The 21,613-nt window shown below is 61.2% G+C and carries 17 protein-coding genes and 1 pseudogene; 4 read left to right on the top strand and 14 right to left on the bottom strand.

All coding sequences use genetic code 11. The features are described 5' to 3' along the window. Positions 1-227: 227 nt before the first annotated feature. The 12 genes from L981_RS29605 to L981_RS29550 all read right to left on the bottom strand — a co-directional run bounded on the left by L981_RS29605 (position 228) and on the right by L981_RS29550 (position 14,256). Positions 228-641 (bottom strand): cupin domain-containing protein, encoded by a 414-nt coding sequence (locus L981_RS29605; protein WP_043625152.1) that lies wholly within the window; start codon positions 639-641, stop codon positions 228-230. A gap of 143 nt (positions 642-784) precedes the next feature. Next, positions 785-1,891: a TRAP transporter substrate-binding protein gene (locus tag L981_RS29600; RefSeq protein ID WP_043625148.1), complete on the bottom strand. Its 1,107-nt coding sequence runs from the start codon at positions 1,889-1,891 to the stop codon at positions 785-787. A gap of 278 nt (positions 1,892-2,169) precedes the next feature. Beyond that, a complete protein-coding gene (mgrA, locus tag L981_RS29595; RefSeq protein ID WP_043625145.1) occupies positions 2,170-3,198 on the bottom strand; it encodes an L-glyceraldehyde 3-phosphate reductase in 1,029 nt (342 codons plus the stop codon). Positions 3,199-3,369: 171 nt separating this feature from the next. Further along, complete coding sequence (locus L981_RS29590; protein WP_197067210.1) at positions 3,370-4,449, bottom strand: DUF4274 domain-containing protein; 1,080 nt, start codon at positions 4,447-4,449, stop codon at positions 3,370-3,372. A 140-nt stretch (positions 4,450-4,589) separates the two neighbouring features. After that, positions 4,590-5,768 carry a Gfo/Idh/MocA family protein gene (locus L981_RS29585; protein ID WP_052202090.1) on the bottom strand — a complete coding sequence of 393 codons (1,179 nt, stop codon included), beginning with the start codon at positions 5,766-5,768 and terminating at the stop codon, positions 4,590-4,592. Between the two features lie 14 nt (positions 5,769-5,782). Next, on the bottom strand, positions 5,783-6,544 hold the full coding sequence (locus L981_RS29580) for a sugar phosphate isomerase/epimerase (protein WP_043625140.1): 762 nt from the start codon (positions 6,542-6,544) through the stop codon (positions 5,783-5,785). A gap of 72 nt (positions 6,545-6,616) precedes the next feature. Then, a complete protein-coding gene (locus L981_RS29575; protein WP_043625137.1) occupies positions 6,617-7,306 on the bottom strand; it encodes a D-lyxose/D-mannose family sugar isomerase in 690 nt (229 codons plus the stop codon). A 5-nt stretch (positions 7,307-7,311) separates the two neighbouring features. Further along, positions 7,312-9,786, bottom strand: a complete 2,475-nt coding sequence (locus tag L981_RS29570) for a glycoside hydrolase family 2 protein (protein ID WP_043625134.1) — start codon at positions 9,784-9,786, stop codon at positions 7,312-7,314. Positions 9,787-9,875: 89 nt separating this feature from the next. Continuing rightward, on the bottom strand, positions 9,876-10,970 hold the full coding sequence (locus L981_RS29565) for an ABC transporter ATP-binding protein (RefSeq protein ID WP_043625131.1): 1,095 nt from the start codon (positions 10,968-10,970) through the stop codon (positions 9,876-9,878). 4 nt (positions 10,971-10,974) lie between these two features. After that, positions 10,975-11,925: a carbohydrate ABC transporter permease gene (locus tag L981_RS29560; protein WP_043625128.1), complete on the bottom strand. Its 951-nt coding sequence runs from the start codon at positions 11,923-11,925 to the stop codon at positions 10,975-10,977. Continuing rightward, positions 11,918-12,826 (bottom strand): carbohydrate ABC transporter permease, encoded by a 909-nt coding sequence (locus tag L981_RS29555; protein ID WP_043625125.1) that lies wholly within the window; start codon positions 12,824-12,826, stop codon positions 11,918-11,920. Before L981_RS29555 ends, L981_RS29560 begins: the two co-directional genes overlap by 8 nt. A gap of 194 nt (positions 12,827-13,020) precedes the next feature. Continuing rightward, entirely contained in the window at positions 13,021-14,256 is a 1,236-nt protein-coding gene (locus tag L981_RS29550; RefSeq protein WP_043625122.1) for an ABC transporter substrate-binding protein, read from the bottom strand. A 521-nt stretch (positions 14,257-14,777) separates the two neighbouring features. Here L981_RS29550 and L981_RS29545 point away from each other — a divergent pair. The 4 genes from L981_RS29545 to L981_RS29530 all read left to right on the top strand — a co-directional run bounded on the left by L981_RS29545 (position 14,778) and on the right by L981_RS29530 (position 18,838). Further along, positions 14,778-15,833, top strand: a complete 1,056-nt coding sequence (locus tag L981_RS29545) for a LacI family transcriptional regulator (protein WP_043625119.1) — start codon at positions 14,778-14,780, stop codon at positions 15,831-15,833. Positions 15,834-16,155: 322 nt separating this feature from the next. Then, positions 16,156-17,778, top strand: coding sequence for an ABC-F family ATP-binding cassette domain-containing protein (locus L981_RS29540; RefSeq protein WP_043625117.1), 1,623 nt, complete (start codon positions 16,156-16,158; stop codon positions 17,776-17,778). 330 nt (positions 17,779-18,108) lie between these two features. Further along, positions 18,109-18,471: a hypothetical protein gene (locus L981_RS33490; protein ID WP_052202089.1), complete on the top strand. Its 363-nt coding sequence runs from the start codon at positions 18,109-18,111 to the stop codon at positions 18,469-18,471. Between the two features lie 169 nt (positions 18,472-18,640). Beyond that, a complete protein-coding gene (locus L981_RS29530) occupies positions 18,641-18,838 on the top strand; it encodes a hypothetical protein (protein WP_156134278.1) in 198 nt (65 codons plus the stop codon). Positions 18,839-18,861: 23 nt separating this feature from the next. On the opposite strand, the gene L981_RS29525 is transcribed toward L981_RS29530, so the two are convergent. Further along, on the bottom strand, positions 18,862-21,228 hold the full coding sequence (locus L981_RS29525; RefSeq protein WP_052202088.1) for a P-loop ATPase, Sll1717 family: 2,367 nt from the start codon (positions 21,226-21,228) through the stop codon (positions 18,862-18,864). Positions 21,229-21,409: 181 nt separating this feature from the next. Continuing rightward, a pseudogene (locus L981_RS29520) lies at positions 21,410-21,613 on the bottom strand (NADP-dependent phosphogluconate dehydrogenase); the annotation flags it as partial.

Below are 21,613 nucleotides of genomic sequence, written 5' to 3'. Positions count from 1 at the left end.
ATTCCTGTGCTCGTCACAGGAACCCAGACAGCCCAAGTCGTTGGGCTGAAAGGGTCTTTTGACCCGACGGACGTCGGGTCGCTGGATCCCCGCCACAAGGGCGAGGATGACGGAGAGTGGGGCGACCTCGAGGTCACAAGCCACTCAGAGCCTTCATAGCAGTCGGCAGGATGGCCTAACCGCCGGAGAATCGATCGTCACCAAGCCGACCAACGACCCCGCCCGCCTCACTCGATCCGCTTGGCCGGATTGTCCCGATACCAGTCGACGATCATGGGCATCATCTCCTCAAACGGTCCGCCGACATAGACGTTGAGCAGCCCCATGCGGGCCCGGCTCTCATTCTTGAAGTCATGCATCGTCCCGCGCGGGATGACGAACAGCGAACCCTTCGGCTTCTGGTGCCAGGTGTCGCCGACGAGCACACTCGCCGTGCCTTCGATCACATAGAAGATCTCGTCATTGTCGTCATGGCTGTGGGCGCCCGGCCCTTCATGCCGCGCCTCCAGCCACCATTCCGAGATCGAGAAACGCCCTGCGGTCTCGGCGCCATCGGCTTTGAACACCGCCTGGATCGCGCCCATGTCGTAGCGCCGCCCCTCGTCGGGACCGAGCACGACGGATTGGCCTTCGCTTGGCATGGCTCTTCCTCCGTCCTGTTGAGGCAGCAACCATACCACGAAATGCGGAAACGACGGCGCGCAACACGCTGTGCGAGCCGCAACGAAAAGGCCGCCCGCGAGGATATCGCGAGCGGCCCGTTTCCGTGAGCAAGGGAGAAAGCTTAGAGCTTGCCGCCACGCTGCTGGATCATCATGAAGGTGTCATAGTTGTATTCGGCGATCTGAGCGTTGAGGTAGTACTCGCCGCGGAAAGCCTTGATCGAGTCCCAGATCTTCTTGAAGGTCGGGTTCGAGGCTTCCATCTCCGCATAGACTTCGTTGGCCTTGTCGAAGCAGGCCGACAGGATTTCGGCGCTGAACGGGCTGAGCTTGGCACCGGAAGCAACCAGCCGCTTGATCGCCGCCGGGTTCAGGTAGTCGTACTTCTGCAGCATGTTCGCGTCGGTAGCCTGGCAGGCGGTGCGCAGCAGCGACTGGTAGTTCTTCGGAAGCGCCTCGAAGGCCGCCTTGTTGAACATGGCGTGAACCGTCGGGCCACCTTCCCACCAGCCGGGATAGTAGTAGTAGGGCGCGACCTTGTAGAAGCCGAGCTTCTCGTCGTCATAGGGGCCGACCCATTCGGCAGCGTCAATGGTGCCCTTTTCCAGCGCCGGATAGATGTCGCCGCCGGCGATCTGCTGCGGCACGACACCGAGCTTCTCGACGACCTTACCGGCGAAACCGCCGATGCGCATCTTCAGGCCCTGCATGTCGGCGACCGTCTTGATTTCCTTGCGGAACCAGCCGCCCATCTGCACGCCGGTGTTGCCGCCGGGGAAGCCGACGAGGCCTTGCGTGCCGAGGAACTCGTTGAAGAGGTCGATGCCGCCGCCATGGTAGTGCCAGGCGTTCATGCCGCGCGCGTTGAGCGCGAAGGGAACGGCCGCACCGAGCGCCCAGGTCGGGTCCTTGCCCCAGTAATAGTATGCGACCGTGTGGCAGGCCTCGACCGTACCGGCGGCAGCCGCGTCAGCAGCCTGCAGGCCCGGCACGATTTCGCCGGCGGCAAAGACCTGGATCTGGAACGCACCGTCGGTCGCCTCGGAGACGTATTTCGACAGCACTTCGCCGCCGCCATAGATCGTGTCGAGCGACTTCGGGAACGACGATGCCAGGCGCCAGTTCACCTTCGGGTTTGCCTGCGCAAGCGCCGGCGTCGCCAGTGCTGCGGCACCGGCTGCGGCCAAGCCGCCAAGGCTTGCGTTTTTCATGAATGAACGGCGATCCATGGTTCCTCCCCTAGTTCTCGCCAAAAGGGCGGGCGCGTTCAGCACCACGGCCCATCAATCCACCCTGCCCCTTCCCGGACGATGGGTGGCTCTCCTCCTCGTTACCCGTCGCAGGCGACGCAAATCGACATCGCAACCGTCGGGCATGCTCGCACCTTATAGAAACACCTGATCATGTCCAGAAGCCGCTTTCCGGCGCTTATTCGACTTTTGTCTAATGCGCCGGAAAGCAATGAGATTTGCCCAAAATGCAGGCAAATCAATATTTTCGGCCAAGATCAGAGCTCGGCTGACTTGGCCCAGAGGTTGATGTCGGCCTCGCGCGCGTAGAGATCGATCTCGGCCAGTTCGTCGGCCGTGAACGTGTCGTTTTCGAGCGCCTTGACGCAATCGACGATCTGCTCCGAGCGGCTCGCGCCGATCAGCGCCGAGGTGATGCGGCCATTGCGCAGCACCCAGGCGAGCGCCATCTGCGCCAGCGTCTGGCCGCGCTTTTCGGCAATGCCGTTCAGCTTGCGGATGTTGTCAATGATTTCGGGACGAATGAAGTCCTTCTTGAGGAAGTGGTTCTGCGCCGCGCGGCTGTCGGACGGGATACCGCCCAGATACTTCGTCGTCAGCATGCCCTGAGCCAGCGGCGAAAACACGATCGAGCCGATGCCGAGGTCTTCGAGCGTGTGGATCAGCCCGTCATCCTCGATCCAGCGGTTGAGCATGGAATAGCTCGGCTGGTGGATCAGGCACGGCGTGCCCAGGTCCTTCAGGATCGCGGCGGCTTCGCGGGTGCGCTGCGAATTGTAGGAGGAGATACCGACATAGAGCGCGCGGCCCGAGCGCACGATATGGTCGAGCGCGCCGCAGGTTTCCTCGAGCGGGGTCTCCGGGTCGAAGCGGTGCGAATAGAAGATATCGACATAGTCGAGGCCCATGCGCTTCAGGCTCTGGTCGCAGGACGCGATCATGTATTTGCGGCTGCCCCATTCGCCGTAAGGGCCGGCCCACATGTCGTAGCCGGCCTTGGACGAGATGATCAGCTCGTCGCGCAGGTGGGCGAAATCCGTGCGCATGATCTCGCCGAAGGCGGTTTCGGCCGAGCCCGGAGGCGGGCCATAATTGTTGGCGAGGTCGAAATGGGTGATGCCCAGATCGAATGCGGTGCGGCACATGTCGACCTTGCGGTCATGCGGCGTGTCGCCACCGAAATTGTGCCAGAGCCCGAGCGAGATCGCCGGCAGCTTCAGGCCGGAACGGCCGACGCGGTTATACTTCATGGTGTCGTAGCGGTTTTCCGCCGGTAGCCAGGTCATCGCAATTCCTCCGCGATCGGGTGCGGATGGCGTGGGAACAGCCATCCGGCGAACTCAAGGGGCTCCGCAGTGCTCGCGGATACCCGACAGGAAAAGCTCTAGCGCATATGCGGAAGACCCGGAATCGATATCGAGGTGATTTGCACACTTTCGCGTTGCGGCTCAGGCTGCCTAAACCGCCTGGAGATTTTTCGATTTCGCCAGGAGCAAGCGATCGTCGTGCGCTTCATAGGGTGTAGCTGGCATTCGCCCCGTCACAGGAACTGGCGTCGACAGGAGTTTCACCGGCAACGGGAAAGGCACATTCCGACCAGCCGCTTCGATGCGCTCTTTTTCTGAAAGCATCATGTCAAGCAGTCCGGCATTGCTCTCGGTAGTACAAAGCCCATCCGGCGCCAGTTCGTGACGTGCGAAACTGGAATCCTCCGATCGCACGCTGATCATGGCGAGAAGCTTCACCTCCGTAATTTCCGCTGGCTCCACTTCACCAGGCTTAAGCCATCGGGTACCGCGCGAAGCTTTATCCATTGCGACATCCGGCGCCATCAGATGAAGGATGAGTATCGCCGTTGCAGCATCGCATTCGGGCTGGGTCACAACCCATAACAGCACGTCGTAGAGCTCCGGATAGTCCCAATTGAGACCAGGCAACAGGTGCCACAGATCAGGATCTCGCGGCGCTTCAGTCCTCAACCACTGCAAAATGTCTGGAATCTCCCAGAAATAATATTCTGCCGCCCAACGGGCATCCGAGGCCCGTTTAGCCTCCGCGTCGAGCTTGGCTTTGCGCCGAACCCGCCTGTAAACGGCCACGTGATCGATCATCTGCCGAACATACGATCTGCGTGGCGGCGGCCCACCGTAAATGTCGCGCAATTGTTGGAACGTCTTTTGCTCCTGCTTGGAAAGCCGGGCGAGCGTCCGCTTGAATTCACGATCGTTCATGCACGTTGTCGCGTGCAACAATTCGAAAAGACGCCGCTCGCGCTTGCTGAGGTCGGCAAATGCCGGCGGCGGCTCACCGTTCTTGGTCTCGGAGAGCGCCTGCAGCGCACCGAGCATGGCGTGCCGCGGCTGACTTGAGGAAGGCGCTGCGCGCGAACCGGACAGAAAGCTTGCACGAGCCGCGCCGTAGATTTCCGGCAATTTGCCGAGTGCCCTGCTCAGCCTTCGCCGGTCCAAATGCCGGTAGAGAAGAAACAGGCAACTCAGGACGACAACGGCGATCCAAAACAGTGTCTCGACACGCATTCCAACACCCCCAGATTGTATCTTGGGTGTATACGCACTCTGCATTGCCGAGGTGTTAAGCGCCGTTGGAAATGTGTCCTCACCGTCCATCTCACCGGGGCGCTCCACTCTTGGAAACGCCCCGGTGCAAGGTCGTAGACTTACGAGGCGGCGGCACGCCTTTCGCTCGATGCGTCCTCTTCCACGGCGCGCAAGAGCGCCCTCGCCTCCTCGATGCCGAGGGCTGCCGGCTGGGTGCAGGTGGTGGAAAGCTCGATGAACCGCCCTTCCTCGCCGGATTTCAGGATCGACACCATGACGTCGACGCCGTGCAGCGCGCGGTCGAGCGAGCAGCGGGCGTCGCGGCCTTCAAGGATGGCGAGCGCCATGTCGGCAAGGCCGGCGGTGCGGTAGTTCGCCATCGGCCCCTGCGGGTGCTCCTGGTTGGCGATGCCGAAGGGATGGTCCCAGGGCTCGAGCGGCTGGACGTTCTTGTCCTTTCCGCTGATTTCCACCGTGCCGCCGAAGAAGTTCGGATCGGGCACATAGAGCGAGCCTTCGGTGCCGTAGAGCTCCATATTGGCGTGGCGATGCGACCAGACATCCCAGCTCGCCGACAGCGTGATCGTCGCGCCGTTCTGGAATTCGAGCAGCGCATGGATGTTGGTCGGCGTCTTGACCGGGATCACCTCGCCCTTGCGCGGCTCGCTGGTGATGGTGCGGGTCGGGTTGGCCATGGTCGTCAAAGCCGCCACGCGCTTCACCGGTCCGATCAGGTTGATCAGGTTGGCGATGTAATAGGGGCCGAGATCGAGGATCGGACCGCCGCCGGGCAGGAAGAAGAAGTCCGGGTTCGGATGCCACATCTCCATGCCCGGGCTCATGACGTGGCAGGTGCCCGAGGTCACCCGGCCGATCTTGCCGGCATCGACGGCGCTGCGCGCAAGCTGATGCGCCCCGCCGAGGAAGGTATCGGGCGCGCAGCCCACGGAAAGGCTCTTCGCCTTGGCGATCGAACGCAGTTCCTCGCCCTGCTCCAGCGAGAGCACCAGCGGCTTTTCCGAATAGACGTGCTTGCCCGCTTCGAGGATCGCCTTCGACACCGGATAGTGCGCATCCGGGATCGTCAGGTTGACGACGATGTCGACGTCAGGATTGGCAAGCAGCGCCTCGATGCTCTGGGCCTCGACGCCGTATTCGGCCGCCCGCGCCTCGGCTGCCGCCGGGTTGAGGTCAGCGCAGGCGACAACCTTGATGCCCTTAAAAAGCGGGGCAAGCTTGAAGTAGGTGGTGGAGATGTTGCCGCATCCGATGATGCCGACGCCAAGTTCCTTGGTCATGGATGAACCTGTTCTCAGTAGGATTGAATGGAGGTGAGCGAACGCTTGGCGAAGCGCTTGAAATCGCTCGGATTGTCGTGCTCGGCGATGAAGTAGCGGACCTTCGTGCCGGAAAGTGCCTGGAACAGCCCCTTCCAGTCGACGGTGCCCTCGCCGACATCGGCCCAGCCGTCTTCGTCCTTCTTCTCGCCCGAGGGCGCGATGTCCTTCACATGCACGGCGGTGATGCGGTCGCCATACTTCTTGATCCAGGCGATCGGGTCGGCACCGCCGCGGATGATCCAGGCGATGTCGGCTTCCCACGAGAGATCGGGTCCGCCTTCGAAGATCAGATCCTGCGGGATGCTGCCATCAGGCAGGGCAAAGAATTCGAAGTCGTGGTTGTGCCAGCCGAAGATCAGCCCGGCGTCGCGATAGGGCTTGCCGGCCTTTTGCAGCCGCTCGCCGAAGGCACGCCAGCCGGCGGCATCGGTCGGGCGCTGGTCCGGCATCAGATAGGGGCAATAGATCGCCTTGATGCCGAGCGCCTTGGCGATTTCGAGCACGCGGGCCGGATCGCTTTCGAGCATGTCCAGACCGAAATGGGCGGTCGGCATGGCAAGGCCGTTCTCGTCGAGACCTTCCTTGAAGCTTGCAATCTCGGCATCGCTGAGTGCTGCATAGAGCGCGCCATAGCCTTCGACCTGGCTGTAGCCGGCATCGCCGAGCGCCTTCAGCACATTGGCGAAAGGCGGGAAATTGCGGGCGCTATAGAGCTGGAAACTGACGTCCTTCATGAAATCCTCCTCGATTTCGTCTTGGGTCCTTGGGGGGGGCCAAGGGGGCTTGGGATTGTCGGGGCCTTGGGATCACTTGAGCCAGGTGTCGTAGTCCGACACCAGCAGATGGGTGGGGCTTGCGTCCTCCTCGATCGCCGAGAAGCGACCGACAGGCTCGCGGAAATAGTTGTCGGTGAGATCGTCGTTGACGGTCGAAACCTCGCCCATCAGCACGTCGGCGCCTTCGGCCCAGAAGGCGTGCCAGTTGCCGGGCAGAAGCGTGACGCTCTCGCCGGCTTTCAGCTTCAGCAGCTCACCGGCCTTCAGGGTGCGAAGGCGGGCATCGGTGGCGACGACCACGTCGCTCTCCTCGTCGACTGAGCCGCCGGGCCTGGAGTTGTACATCTGCAGCACCAGTGAACCGCCGCCGCGATTGATGATGTCCTCGGTCTTGACCGCGTGGCGGTGCAGCGGATTGACCTGATCCTTGGCGGTGATCATCAGCTTTTCGGCATAGACCATGCCCTGCCCGGTGGTCAGGTTCGCGGCATTGCCGTTGCGCAGGGTGAAGAGCACGAGGCCCAGCTGGTCGAAGCGGCCCTTGCCATAGTCGGTGATGTCCCAGCCGAGCCGGGCGTCGAAGATCGTCGGGCTGTCGGACCGGACACGCACCTTCAGCTGCTCCGGCGACCAGTAGGCAAAGGGCGGCAGGGTGAAGCCAAAACTCTTCATGAACGCATCGCTCTCGGCGATGATATCGTTGACGTGGCTGCGTTTCATGGCGGTCAACCTTTTCCCTGGCAGGATTCGAGATCGAAGGCGGCAAAGCGCGGGCGCTCACCTGCGCCAAGCGGCACCTTCGTGGTGAAGCGGATGACCTTGGTCTCGCCGGCCAAGAGGTCGAAGGCGTTGTCGGAATAGCGCCCGGCGACATCCGCCTCGATCATCACGTGCAGTGCCAGGCCGCTCGCCTTGACCGTGACATCAAAGGCGCCCTCGCCCGCCGGCGCCACGTCGAGCGTGAGGCCGGATGGCTTGAGGTCCAGCGCCTTGTAGGTGCCGTTGACATGGTGCCCCTCGCCGCGCATGCCGTTCGACGCCTCGAAGGACCAGAACAGCAGGTCGCCTTCCGGAATGTCGAAAGCTGCGAGCGTCGCCAGCGTTGCCGCCCGGTCCGGGCTGCAGGTACCGGCGACCGCCGCGAGCGGCGTGCGCTGTCCGTCGAGCGAAACAAGGAAGGTCTGCAGCTCGACGGTCACCGGCTCGGCGGTGTCGTTGACCATCGAGAAAGCGATCTCCTTGCCATCGGCCGACGGGATCGCCGCGACCGAGACCGGTTGGAAGAAGCGTCGCACCATGTAGTGCATCGCCTTCCAGCTACCGCCGTAATCGAGGCTCGACCACGAGGCGACCGGCCAGGTGTCGTTCAGCTGCCAGTAGAGTGTGCCCATGCAATGCGGCTTCAGCGAGCGCCAGTAATCGACGGCAGTCTTGATCGCCAGCCCCTGCTGGATCTGGCTCAAGTAGACGAAAGCCGGGAAATCCTTGGGGAAGCGGAAATAGCGGAACATCGTGCCGGCGATGCGCTCGTTGCCGCCGACATTCTTCTGGTGGCTCTCGATCACGGGCGACGCGATGTTGAGGTCCTTCTCCGCCGCAAACTGCCGAATGACCGGCATCGAGGTGTAGGACTGGAAGCCGAATTCCGAACAGAAGCGCGGACGCACGGTGCGGTAATTGTCGAAGGACTTGTTCTCGTGCCAGACCGACCAGTAGTGCATGTCGCCGGAGCCGTCGGCGTGCCAGGCGTCGCCGAAGTCGAGATAGCCCGACGCAGGGCTCGACGGCCACCAGATCGCCTCGGGAAGTGCGGCCTTCAGCGCCACTTCGATGGTGCGGTTCAAGCGGTCATAGGAGACGAGGTAGCGGTCGCGATCCTTGCGCGGCTCGTCGAACCAGGTGAGCGCGCCGACGAGCTCGTTGTCGCCGCACCAGACCGCGATCGACGGATGCGACGACAGCCGCTTGGCCTGGTAGTCCACTTCGGCTGCGACATTGTCGAGAAAATCCGGCGTCGAGGGATAGAGGTTGCAGGCAAACATGAAGTCCTGCCAGACCAAAAGGCCCAGCCGGTCGCACAAATCGTAGAACCAGTCCGGCTCATAGAAGCCGCCGCCCCAGACCCGGATCATGTTCATGTTGGCGTCGATCGCCGAAGTCAGAAGGTCCTCGACACCCTCTGGCGTCACCCGCGACGCCAAGGCGTCGGCCGGGATCCAGTTGGCGCCCTTGCAGAAGATCTCGCGGCCGTTGACGCGGAAGGCAAAGCGGCTGCCCGCCTCGTCCTTGTCGGTCAGGAGTTCGATGGTGCGGAAACCGATCTGGCGGTTCACCTGCTGCTGCGGCACTTCGACCGCCAGCCGCGATAGGTGCTGCTCGCCGCTGCCGGCCGGCCACCAGCGCTTCGGCTTGGCGACGCTGAAGACATGGGTGATGCGCGTCTCGCCCTTGCCGACGGCGCAGTCCAGACGCTCGCGCTCCTCGTCGAGCGAGAAATGCACCGGCACGATGCCCGGCCCATCCGCAAAGAGCGTCAGCGTCACCACCAGATCGACGCTGCCATCCTCCAGCCAGACCTGTTTCGTCGTCACATGCTCGATGCGGGCGATCTCCAGCCGGCAAAGCGCGATCTCGCCATAGACGCCAAGGGGCGCGATTGCGAGGTTCCAGTCCCAGCCGAAATGGCACTGGGGCTTGCGCAGCATATTGCCGTTGGCGATCGGCGAATTGCCGGGATGATAGGGCACGTAGAAGGGCTGCTCCGCCTGACGGCGCACGCCCTCCGCGATCGAGGAATGCAGCACGATGCGAATGCGGTTTTCACCGGCGACGAGCGCCTTCGAAACATCCGGCCGATAGCGGCGAAAGCAATTCTCCGCTTCGAGCACCGGCTTGTCGTTGACGTAGACGGACGCGACCGTGTCGAGGCATTCGAGATCGAGATACCAATGGCCAGCGAGGTCCGCAGCCGCGACCGACACCGTGCGCTCGATTACCCAGTCCTTATGCGCCACCCACTGCACGTCGTTCTCGTTGCGGCCGACATAGGGATCGTCGATCACGCCGGCCTTCTGCAATGCCGAGTGCACGTCGCCCGGCAGCGCGATTGCCAGCGCGTGGCTGTTGTCGACGGAGGAGAGCTGCCAATCCCCCGAGAGATCGAGGCGGATGGCTGTGCGGGTGTAGTCCTCAGAGAGCATTGTCGTATTCCATGGGGTCGACCGGCAGCGCCGGCACAGTCATTGTCGGGATGGGCCGGGCAGCATTCCGCCCGGCGCCATCTCATTGTTTAAAGGCGATTCTCGCTCGTTGCATCGAAGATCGAGGCAACGCCCATGTCGAAGGAAAGCGTGACCGCCGTACCCGGCGCATAGCGCCGCTGACCGGCGATGCGCACCGACATCGATTGTCCGGCGAGCTTCAGCCAAAGCAGATTGTCGGCGCCCATCGGTTCCTCGATATCGACCACCGCCCGGTGCGAGGCCGCACCACCGCTTGCCGCTTCGTCGACGCGCACGTGCTCGGGCCTCAAGCCCAGCACAACCTTCTGCCCATGCACGAATGGCGCGCGCGACGGATAGGCCGACACGTCGAAATCGACGCCGTTGGCGTGCACATAGGCGCGCTGATCGCGAAGCTGCAGCTCGCCGCGGAAGAAGTTCATCGACGGCGAGCCGATGAAGCCGGCGACGAACAGGTTTTCCGGGGCGTTGTAGATCGTCATCGGATCGGCAAGCTGCTGGATCACGCCGCTCTTCATGACGGCGATGCGGTCGGCAAGCGTCAACGCCTCGATCTGGTCGTGGGTGACGTAGATCATCGTGTTCTTCAGCGACTGGTGCAGCCGCTTGATCTCGACGCGCAGCTCCGAACGCAGCTTGGCGTCGAGGTTGGAGAGCGGTTCGTCGAACAGGAACACGTCGACATCGCGCACCAGCGCCCGACCGATCGCCACGCGCTGGCGCTGGCCGCCGGAGAGTTCCGAGGGCTTGCGCTTCAGAAGCGGCTGGATCTGCAGGATCTCGGCGGCGCGGCTGACGCGTTTGTCGATCTCCTCCTTCGGAACCTTCGCGACCTGCAGGCCGAAGGAGAGGTTCTTTTCCACCGACATCTGCGGATAGAGCGCATAGGACTGAAACACCATGCCGATGCCGCGATCCTTCGGCTCTTCCCAGGTGACATTCTTGTTCTTGATGAAGATCTGCCCGTCGCTGACATCGAGCAGGCCGGCGATGCAGTTGAGCAGGGTCGACTTGCCGCAGCCGGACGAGCCGAGCAGCACCAGGAACTCACCGTCCTTGATGTCGAGGTTAAGCGTGTCGAGCACAGTGACGGCACCGAAGCTCAACGACAGGTCTTTGACCGATACGCTGACGTTTTGCATGTTGTTACCCTTTCACTGCGCCGGCGGCGATACCGCGGACAAAAAGCCGTCCGGAGACGAAGTAGACGAAGAGCGGAACCGCCCCGGTCAGGATCGTCGCCGCCATGTTGACGTTGTATTCCTTCACGCCCTGGACCGAATTGACGATGTTGTTGAGCTGAACCGTCATCGGGTAATATTCCGGCCGGGTGAACACGACGCCGAACAGGAAATCGTTCCAGATGCCGGTGACCTGCAGGATCATTGCCACGACAAAGATCGGCAGCGACATCGGCAGCATGATCTTGAAGTAGATCGTCCAGAAGCCGGCGCCATCGACGCGCGCGGCCTTGAACAGTTCCTCCGGCAGGCCGGCGAAATAGTTGCGGAAGAGCAGCGTCAGGATCGGCATGCCGAAGATGGTGTGCACGATGATGAGGCCGGTCAGCGTGCCGTAAATGCCCATTTCCCTGAGCACGATGACGATCGGATAGATCATCACCTGATAGGGAATGAATGCGCCGACGATCAGGATGGTGAAGAACAGTTCCGCACCCTTGAAGCGCCAGTTGGCAAGCGCATAGCCGTTGACCGACGCGATCGCGATCGAGACGATCGTCGAGGGAACCGTGATGCGCACCGAGTTCCAGAAGCCACGCGAAAGCCCGTCGCAGTTGAGCCCCGTGCAGGCGCTCGCCCAGGCCTTGACCCAGGGCTCGAAGGTGATTTCGACCGGCGGCGCGAAGATGTTGCCGAGCCGGATTTCCGGCATGCCCTTGAGCGAGGTCATGACCATCACATAGAGCGGCAGCAGGTAGTAGAGCGCGACGACGATCAACGTGCCGTAGATCATGATGTTGCGGCCCGAAAGCGCCCGGCGGGGCTTGGCGCCGCGGGGACCGGCGAGGACACGCCCGGCCTGGGCCTTGGGTGCGGCTTCTTCCGCCACAGAATTGAAAGCAACGATATCAGACACGCTTGCGCCCTCCCCCGAATTCCAGATAGGCCCAAGGCACGATGATGATGGCGACGGTGATGAGCATCATGGTCGAGGCGGCGAAGCCCTGTCCGAGGTTCTGTGCCTGGAACATGTAGTCGTAGACGTACTTTGCCGGCACTTCCGACGCGATGCCCGGGCCGCCGCTCGTCTGCGCCACCACCAGATCGTAGACCTTGACGATGCCGCTCGCGATGATCACCAGCGTGGTGATGAAGACGCCGCGCATCATCGGGATGACGACGAAGATGTAGGTCTTCCACATCGGAATGCCGTCGACGCGCGCGGCCTTCCAGATATCCTCGTCAATGCCGCGCAAGCCGGCCAGCATCAGGCACATGACGAGCCCCGTACCCTGCCATAGGGCAGCGATCAGGATGCCGTAGATGACGATATTGGCGTTATAGAGCGGATCGAAGGTGAAGCTTTCCCAGCCGAGCGAACGCACCACCGACTGGATGCCGAATTCCGGATTGAGCAGCCATTGCCACACCAGGCCCGTCACGATGAAGGACAGGGCGAAGGGATAGAGCATGATGGTGCGGAAGGTGTTTTCGAAGCGGATCTTCTGGTCCATCAGCGCCGCCAGCACGAAGCCGATGACGAGGCTGAAGATCAGCGAGAAGATGCCGTAGATCGCGAGATTCTGCACCGAAACCAGCCAGCGCGGTGCCGCCCACAGGCGCTCGTACTGGTCGAGACCGACGAACGAGAGCCGCGGCAACAGCTTGGAATTGGTGAAGGAATAGACGACCGTCCAGATCGTACCGCCGAGGAAAATGACCACGGCCGTCAGGATCATCGGGACGGAGGCAATCTTCGCGTTCAGGTTCCGCAGCCACTGGTTCGGTCGGCCCGAACCCTGAGTGTAGCCTGCCATGTTTGTTCCTCCGGAACTGCAATGGGTTTCGGACGATGGGCAGCGCCAATTGCGCCTTGCCTCATCAGGGCGACAACCACTCCCAAGGGCCCGCGAACGCGATCACGCGCGGACTGCCGGCACGGTCACGCCATGCCGGATGGGAGGCTTTGACCGGCCTCTTTTGAAAGCGAGGCCGGTCAAGGCAGTTGCGGTTACTCCGCCGCGGCGATGATGTCGGCGAAGCGCTTCTGCGCGTCTTCCGGCGTGATCGACGGGTTGGCGAAGAATTCGGAGAACAGGTCCTCCTTCTGCTTCTGGCTGTCGGCCGAAAGCAGCTGGTCGGTGCCCTGGATCACGTTGCCCTTGGCAAGGATATCAAGGCCCTTCTTCATGCAGTCGTTGGCAGCAGCAAGATCGACGTCGCCGCGCACCGGCAGCGAGCCCTTCTTGAGGTTGAATGCCACCTGCGTCTTCGGATCGAGCAGCGTCGAAGCGAGCGCTTCCTGCGCCTTAGACTTTTCCTCGTCCTTCAGGAGTGGGAAGTAGAAGGCATCGCCACCGGTCGAGATGATCTCGTTGACGCCGAGACCGGGCAAGCAGGTGTAGTCGGTTCCGGCCTTCTGGCCGGCAAGCGCGAATTCGCCTTGCGCCCAGTCGCCCATGATCTGGCCGCCGGCCTTGCCGGTGATCACCATGTTGGTCGCCTGGTTCCAGTCCTGGACATTGGTGCCCTTCGACATGCGGCGGGCGTCGTCGGCAGCCTTAAAGACCTTGGCGATCTCGGGGCCTGCGGCCACTTCCTCGTCCTTGTCGCCGAAGACCTTCTGGAAGGTATCCTTGCCGGCGATCGCCACCATCAAGACGTCGAAGGCGCCGGCTGCCTGCCACGGCTGACCGCCGACGGCGAGCGGCACGATGCCGGCCTTTTCGAGCGCCGGTGCGGCCGCAACGAACTCATCCCAGTTCTTCGGAACCTCGACGCCAGCCGTCTTGAAGGCGGCATTCGACAGCCACAGCCACTGCCAGGAGTGGATGTTGACCGGTGCGCAATAGATCTTGCCGTCGATCGTGCAGGAATCGAGCAGGCTCGCCGGCTTGATGATGTCCTTCCACTTCTCGCGGGTTGCGACATCGGTGAGATCGCGCATCAGTCCGGCCTGAACCAGTTCCTCGGCCTGGCGACCATGGTTGAACTGCGTGGCGCCCATCGGGTCGCCACCGGTGATGCGGCTGATCATGATCGGGCGGGCCGTGCCACCGGAACCGGCGATCGCGCCATCGACCCAGTGATTGCCCGTTGCATCGAACGCCTTGGCGAGTTCGGCGACTGCCGCCGCCTCACCGCCGGACGTCCACCAATGGGTCACCTCAAGATCGGCGGCACTCGCCGCACCGAGCGGCAGGGCCACGGCGGCTGAAAGCACCGCGGCGAAAGAACGTAAATTCATGAGTCTCCTCCCTCACTGTAACGTTACCGTAAAAAACTTAGTGCAATCGATTACAGGACGCAACACCCACCACAATCGATTTAAACAGAATCTTAAAAAACACCTATTGCGTGTAGATGGCGGCGGCATTCCAAAGCGCTTTGCACCCCCTGCCAGCACATTGGCGACCAACGGGAAATCCCTATAGCCTGCTGAAATTCATGTATTTTCGGCAAGAAAGGCACCCCGTCGCCGGGATCGCCAGTTCGCACGTGCAAAAATCACGCGTCGAAGGCTCTGATTCAACCTGCCCGCTCCATCTTTCGCAGTGCAGCAACGAAAACGCTCGACATAGCAACTGTATCGTTACAGATTTGAAGCAATTTGATCCGTCCAAAGCAGCATAGCCGCCAATGACTTTTCGTATATAAGGCGAGGAAGTGACAGGGCGACGGCGCGGCGGACGGGACTGAACCGACGCGTTTCGCTGCCGGGTGGGCAAACCGGCGGCGTGCGGACGAGAGAGTGGGCGGGTGACGGCAATGGACAACAAGACGAAAAACAGGCCGCAGTCACTGCCGGATGGGGCCCGGCCGACGCTGAAGACGATCGCCTTCATGACCGGGCTCGGCATCACCACGGTTTCGCGCGCATTGAAGGATGCGCCCGATATCGGCGCCGAAACCAAGGAGCGCGTCCGCCTCGTCGCCAAGCAGATCGGCTATCAGCCGAACCGCGCCGGCGTGCGTCTGCGCACCGGCAAGACCAATGTCATCAGCCTCGTCCTGACGCTCGAAGAAGAGATCATGGGCATCACCAGCCCGATGGTCGTCGGCATCACCGAAATTCTCGCCGGCACGCCCTATCATCTGGTCGTCACCCCCTATAGCGCCGTCAAGGACGCGATGGCGCCGATCCGCTATATCCTCGACACGGGCGCTGCCGATGGCGTCATCATTTCGCGCACCGAGCCGCACGACCCGCGTGTGGCGTTGCTCACCGAACGCGGTCTGCCCTTCGTCACCCACGGCCGCACCGAGATGGGCATCGTGCATCCCTATCACGACTTCGACAACGAGCGCTTCGCCTATGAGGCGGTGCGCAAGCTCGTCGCGCGCGGCCGGCGCAAGCTGGTGCTGCTCGAGCCGCCGCCGCACCTCACCTTCTATTCGCACATGCGCGCCGGCTTCGAGCGCGGACTTCGCGACTTCCAGGCCGACGCGGTCGGCTTCCACCAGACCAATATCGACCATTCGCTGGTCGAGATCCGCGACGCCTTCGAGGTGTTGATGCGCTCCGAGGACGCACCCGACGGCATCGTCTCGGGCAGCGGCTCCGGTGCGATCGCGCTGATCGCCGGCCTGGAGATGGCCAAGAAGAAGCTTGTCGAAGACTGTGACATGGTCTCGAAGTCCCCGAGCGACTTCCTGCGCTGGCTGCGCCCGGAAGTGATGACCATGTACGAGGACATCCGTGTGGCCGGCCGTGAACTCGCAAAAGCCGTCATCGGACACATCGACGGCCAGCCGGCGGAAACGCTGCAGAGCCTCAGCCAGCCGGAGTTCCAGCCGCCGATCTCGCGTGGTTTGCGCGCCTGAGGCGACGCCCGACGGTGCCTTTGGATTTGGCGAATACTTCTCCTCATCCCTGTGCTCGTCACAGGGATCCAGCAGCGCCGCATCCGCGGCGCGGAGGTTTCCTCAGCCCAAAGACTTGGGCTGAACTAGATTCCTGTGACGAGCACAGGAATGAGGGGTGGGGAAATGTCCGGCCACAAGCGACGAAGCGAGAGCCCAACGCGAGCATAGCGAAACCCGGAAATTCCCTTCCTGTCTTGCTTGTGACGCAGAAACCTGCGACAGGCCGGGGCAACAATTGGGCGCAAGTGCGCCCCGCTCCTCCCTTCAGGCTACCGCAGACATGATCCGTATCGAAAACATCAGCAAGCAGCTCAGCCACCGCATCCTTTTCATCGAAGCCTCCGCCGCACTGAACCGCGGCGAAAAGGTCGGCCTCGTCGGCCCGAACGGCGCCGGCAAGTCCTCGCTCTTCCGCATGATCACCGGTGAGGAAATCCCCGACGAAGGCCAGGTCGCCGTCGATAAGGGCGTCACCATCGGCTACTTCAATCAGGACGTCGGCGAGATGTCCGGCAACAGCGCGGTTTCCGAAGTGATGAACGGCGCCGGTCCGGTGAGCGAGGTCGCCGCCGAACTGCGCGAGCTCGAAGCCGCCATGGTCGACCCGGATCGCCTTGATGAAATGGACGCGATCATCGAGCGCTATGGCGAGGTGCAGGCGCGCTACGAGGAGCTCGACGGTTACGCGCTCGAGGGCCGCGCCCGCGAAGTACTGGCGGGCCTGAGCTTCTCCCAGGAGATGATGGACGGCGATGTCGGCAAGCTTTCGGGCGGCTGGAAGATGCGCGTGGCACTTGCCCGTATTCTGCTGATGCGCCCCGACGTGATGCTGCTCGACGAACCGAGCAACCACTTGGATCTCGAAAGCCTGATCTGGCTCGAAGACTTCCTCAAGAACTATGACGGCGCGCTGATGATGACCTCGCACGACCGCGAGTTCATGAACCGCATCATCACCAAGATCATCGAAATCGACGGCGGCCAGCTCAATGCCTACTCCGGCGACTACGGCTTCTACGAGCAGCAGCGCGCCCAGAACGAGAAGCAGCAGCAGGCGCAGTTCGAACGCCAACAGGCGATGCTCGCCAAGGAGATCAAATTCATCGAGCGCTTCAAGGCGCGCGCCTCTCACGCCTCGCAGGTGCAAAGCCGGGTGAAGAAGCTCGAAAAGATCGATCGCGTCGAGCCGCCGAAGCGCCGCCAGACGGTCAACTTTGAATTCCGCCCGGCGCCGCGCTCCGGCGAAGACGTCATCAACATCAAGGGCGTGCACAAGAAATACGGCAGCCGCAGCATCTATGAAGGCCTCGACTTCATGGTCCGCCGCCGCGAGCGCTGGTGCATCATGGGCATCAACGGCGCCGGCAAGTCGACGCTTTTGAAGCTCGTCGCCGGCTCGACCGAACCGGATGAAGGCAACGTCGCGCTCGGCGCCAGCGTCAAGATGGGTTACTTCGCCCAGCATGCGATGGACGTGCTCGACGGCGACCGCACGGTGCTGCAGCAGCTCGAAGACACCTTCCCGCAGGCCGGCCAGGCGCCGCTGCGCGCGCTTGCCGGCTGCTTCGGCTTTTCCGGCGACGATGTCGAAAAGAAGTGCCGCGTGCTTTCGGGCGGCGAGAAGGCACGCCTGGTGATGGCGATCATGCTCTTCGACCCGCCGAACCTGCTGGTGCTCGACGAGCCGACCAACCACCTGGACCTCGACACCAAGGAAATGCTGATCAAGGCGCTCGCGGACTACGAAGGCACCATGCTCTTCGTCTCGCACGATCGCCATTTCCTCGCAGCCCTTTCCAACCGCGTGCTGGAGCTGACGCCCGAAGGCATCCATCAGTATGGCGGCGGCTACACGGAATATGTCGAGCGCACCGGCCAGGAAGCGCCGGGTCTCCGGGGCTGACAGATTTAAAGCGAGCTGGGCGTCGCGCGCCGGCGCCCAGCATTTCGCAGTCACCGCCTTCCTCGGCGGGGACCGAGGACCTGCAAGCAGAGCCCAGACGCAAAACGCGACCCCGCTCTAAATCGGAACTGAAAAAACTAGGTTCTTGTGAAGCGCTGCCGTGGCAGCCCACCGATCCTAACGGATCGCCGCGCGAAATCGATGGGACTTTGGTCCGACTCTCGCAGCCAAAGGTCTGAGTGTCATTGCCGCGCCATGCACCGGTCACATATTGGGACGGCTGGGGCACCATCGCAGCAAGCACACGCTGCCAATCACTTGAGATAGGTGATGTTCGGCATGACATCGAAAATTGCATGGAAAGACCGGTTGACCGATTGCGCGTGGGACTTCCTGTCCAATCCCCTCACCACCGGCCTCTATCTGGCGCTCGCCATGCTTTGTGCTTTCGTCGGCGGCGCGACGACCGGTATTCCGGCCTACCTGCTCATGGCCATCGGCTTTCTGCTGGTGATCTTCGTCGACCCACCGAAGAGGCTGAGCAAGCTGCGGGACCGACGCCGCCGCACGCCACGGCCAAACACGGTTACGCCATTTCCGCGTCGAACGGATGAGCGCGAAACGATGCGCGGTTCGCAGCACCCGGGCGAACGCAGCCGAACCCGCGACGATCGCCGCGCTTCTCGGCGCTAGATGCGCCCGCCAGGGGTCTTTGGGACAACTGGCGTCACGCGGTGCACAAGCCAGGCCGGCAACAATCGGTACTTTCGGCCGTTTCCCGTGTGACGTACATTCACAGGAACGGACGCATGACGTCCACGATGCACGAAGGCCCTCCCGGAAGGGATGGCGAAGAAAGCGCGTGGGCACGATGAAGACCAAGCACTACGTGTTTCAGATTTTTCGCGCCGCCTTCACCGACAGGCTGGTGTTGATCATCATTGTGCTGATGATTGCCTCGCTGTTTGCCGTCCTGCCGATCAAGTCCTGCTCCAATCCCGGTGCTTCGGGTGGAGGCGAAGCCGCGGCGCTACCGGCGCCCGTCTCGATGACCGGCTAGCCAGAGAATCCCACGCGCCTCAGTCAATGTCTTGCCCCCTCAGCATCCAGCAATACCATAGAGGTTCTTCTTATGTTAAGTTCCGGCCAAAATGCGGGATTTACAATGTATCTCGCGTCAGGGTCCCTGTTTAGTCGTATCTTCATCGGCCTCGGGTCATAATTGACTGTGTATATGTAGTATTCATTTCCGCCCGCTCGCACACCAAGAACGCCGTAATAGAGTAAGAAATCGAGTACCGCTGCAAAACGATCTTCCCTAATTCCGCTGGACTTCAGAATTTTCTGCAGCGCTTCCTCTGTCAACGTATCGGCTGCATCCAAGAAGTGATAAAGGAGGTCTCGGGCCTCGGGGAACACGTCCGTCAGCTCACGGTCCAGCTCTGAAGTGATATCGGTCGAATAAGCCTTTAATCCTTTTTCGATATCACCTTCCTCAATCCTCTCATGCCGGAAGCTAGTGGCGAAGCCTCGACAATGGCTGAGTATTTTTATCAGGTTGCGAGGGCGCATGAGCGATCGTTCCGTGAGATAGATGAACGTCTCCTCTCCCTGGAAATGGGGCACACAGATCTGCCTCCAAATGCCGTCGAAAGCGGGATCAGTGCCATCCATACCCGCAACTAGGCGGAGTCGCAGCATTTCCTTAAGAAGATCGGCGTCGGACCAATCTAAGGTCGCCCGCATCTCTTTGCCATAATCCGTCGAATGCCTCATGAGGTGGTCATAGACATCGTTGCGTATGAAGATGATGCAATGAAAATCGTGTTCATCCCTTCGCATTTCTCGTTCCAGCTTTCGCCCTGCGTCAACAAGGCAACGGAGAACGATTGCGTCAAGAGCATCAAATCCCTGCGTGCTCCATCCCCGGTCGAGATTGTCAAAAAGAACCCATACCGACTTTTTGAACTCCAAATACTCAGACACTCTTCGGCGGAGTTCTCGTAGATCATGCGAATAGAGCAACTCCGTCACCTGACCTGTCGTCAGCCGCTGGCCCTGGGTGTCTCCGAAGCGGGATCTGTATTCGTTTACAATTCTCTGCGAGAGATTTGAAAGCCGTTCGGCAAAGTCGCCGTCAGTAGAAAAGTCCGGAGACTTGTATGCTTGTGCAAGATCCACGTAGAGTTGGTAGAGTTCGTGATCTTGCCTGTAGATCGATTGGTCTTTTTCAAGAAGCTTATAAGCCACCTCAAGAAGTATGAGATACTCCCAAAATGCCGTAATGAGATGTTCTCGGGCGCCCTCAGATAGGTGGTCGAAAATCTCTTCCTTCAGCTTAATTAGCTGATATCCATCCGGCCTCAGGTCAACTACGATATTACGTTTATCTTGGCGAGTTTTGTCACGCACGCTGATCCAAAGGGCCGTTTTTCCAGAGCCCTTTCTTCCTACGACGAGATTGACCTCTCCTTTCAACGCTCGTTCGTATTCATGTGTCCGCAGGTAGTAGCGGCCAAGCGTTGGCATCTCATTTTCTGCGCGCGGATCGCCGATCGTCAGCGACTGAAGCTTGGTTACTGCTTCGTTGGGTACAGGGTCCACGTTGGAATTGTAGGCCACGATAGCTGGGCAAAAATCAGCAACCGCGTTTATGATGTCTTCTTCTCGCCTGAAAGGGCGGACGACATCGCGGATATCCAGTGGTGCCGTGAAAGTAGCCGGTGCCATGATGAGCGTTGGCTTTTCCATTCCGTGAGACAGGCCAGCTACGAACATGATCCGGACGTTGTGGATAGCAGAGCCAAAAACGTTACCGTTTTGTAGAGCGAGAAATACTCCGGCAGATTGGCTTACTTGCTGGATCGCGTCGGTAGCACTGAGCCGTAGATCTTCTTCGGCGCTGAAACTCCGATAGGAGTAGAAGCCAGCTTTCTTCATTCGCGAAACGAGTAGCTTTTCGGCCTGCCCTACCAGCGGAGGGTCAACAGTGTAGATCAGAGCTCTCTTGTTTAAGGGAAAGGATGTTGGGAGGGGGCTCTCCTCGATGTGAGCCACCAGACGCGCCCGCAAATCTTCCACCGTTGAGTATTCATAGTAGCCCAAGGTATCAAAGATGCCGACTTCATTGGCAATGGCCTTGTCTCCGGTCGTCCCCCGGTGGCGTACCAAGAAAACCCGCTTGCCACGACCGATTGCAAATCCTACTTCATAAACGACGTTTAGATTGAGCGTCGTGATATCCGCAACGACGAACGGAGACTCGGTGATTTTCCCGAGAATTGGGCCAACTAATTCAGCGCCTGGAACGTCGTTAAACTCCCAGGGTTCGTAGCGAACCGGAATTGGCATCGCGTTCGCACGTCTGACCGCATCGAAGATAATCGTCGAGACTTCCGGCACGCGAGACGCGTAGGCAACAAAGGCGGTATTTTCTTTTGTACTCGGCATTGCAGCACACTCCTCACGACCGCAACCAATAGCCGAATGCTCCGATTCCCACCATGCTTTTGATTGCACGTCGGCGCGTCTGTACCAACTAGCATCTGTTCAAGACCAAAGGGCAGCATGAGCCCCAAACGCAAACGGGGCGACCCTAGGGCCGCCCCGCGTTGATTGCTTATCCTATCGCTCAGGCGTTGAGGCCGCTGCCCCACGGTCCGTGGTGGCTGTCGGCACCGTCGACGCGGTCGAAGCCGTGCGCGCCGAAGAAGTCGCGCTGCGCCTGGATGACGTTGGCCGTGCCGCGGCCGCGGCGGTAGCTATCGAAATAGCCGAGTGCCGAGGCAAGCGCCGGCACCGGCAGGCCGCCGAGGACGGCGGCCGAGACGACGCG

This window comes from Ensifer sp. ZNC0028 (assembly GCF_000799055.1).
Classification (GTDB): domain Bacteria; phylum Pseudomonadota; class Alphaproteobacteria; order Rhizobiales; family Rhizobiaceae; genus Ensifer.
Note: the sequence above shows the minus strand (reverse complement) of the source record. Positions and strands in the feature narration are given on the sequence as shown.

Coding starts and splice junctions, on each gene's coding strand:
- L981_RS29605 (WP_043625152.1), bottom strand. CDS start 641: ATGCCAAGCGAAGGCCAATCCGTCGTGCTCGGTCCCGACGAGGGGCGG.
- L981_RS29600 (WP_043625148.1), bottom strand. CDS start 1,891: ATGGATCGCCGTTCATTCATGAAAAACGCAAGCCTTGGCGGCTTGGCC.
- mgrA (WP_043625145.1), bottom strand. CDS start 3,198: ATGACCTGGCTACCGGCGGAAAACCGCTACGACACCATGAAGTATAAC.
- L981_RS29590 (WP_197067210.1), bottom strand. CDS start 4,449: ATGCGTGTCGAGACACTGTTTTGGATCGCCGTTGTCGTCCTGAGTTGC.
- L981_RS29585 (WP_052202090.1), bottom strand. CDS start 5,768: ATGACCAAGGAACTTGGCGTCGGCATCATCGGATGCGGCAACATCTCC.
- L981_RS29580 (WP_043625140.1), bottom strand. CDS start 6,544: ATGAAGGACGTCAGTTTCCAGCTCTATAGCGCCCGCAATTTCCCGCCT.
- L981_RS29575 (WP_043625137.1), bottom strand. CDS start 7,306: ATGAAACGCAGCCACGTCAACGATATCATCGCCGAGAGCGATGCGTTC.
- L981_RS29570 (WP_043625134.1), bottom strand. CDS start 9,786: ATGCTCTCTGAGGACTACACCCGCACAGCCATCCGCCTCGATCTCTCG.
- L981_RS29565 (WP_043625131.1), bottom strand. CDS start 10,970: ATGCAAAACGTCAGCGTATCGGTCAAAGACCTGTCGTTGAGCTTCGGT.
- L981_RS29555 (WP_043625125.1), bottom strand. CDS start 12,826: ATGGCAGGCTACACTCAGGGTTCGGGCCGACCGAACCAGTGGCTGCGG.
- L981_RS29550 (WP_043625122.1), bottom strand. CDS start 14,256: ATGAATTTACGTTCTTTCGCCGCGGTGCTTTCAGCCGCCGTGGCCCTG.
- L981_RS29545 (WP_043625119.1), top strand. CDS start 14,778: ATGGACAACAAGACGAAAAACAGGCCGCAGTCACTGCCGGATGGGGCC.
- L981_RS29540 (WP_043625117.1), top strand. CDS start 16,156: ATGATCCGTATCGAAAACATCAGCAAGCAGCTCAGCCACCGCATCCTT.
- L981_RS33490 (WP_052202089.1), top strand. CDS start 18,109: ATGTTCGGCATGACATCGAAAATTGCATGGAAAGACCGGTTGACCGAT.
- L981_RS29525 (WP_052202088.1), bottom strand. CDS start 21,228: ATGCCGAGTACAAAAGAAAATACCGCCTTTGTTGCCTACGCGTCTCGC.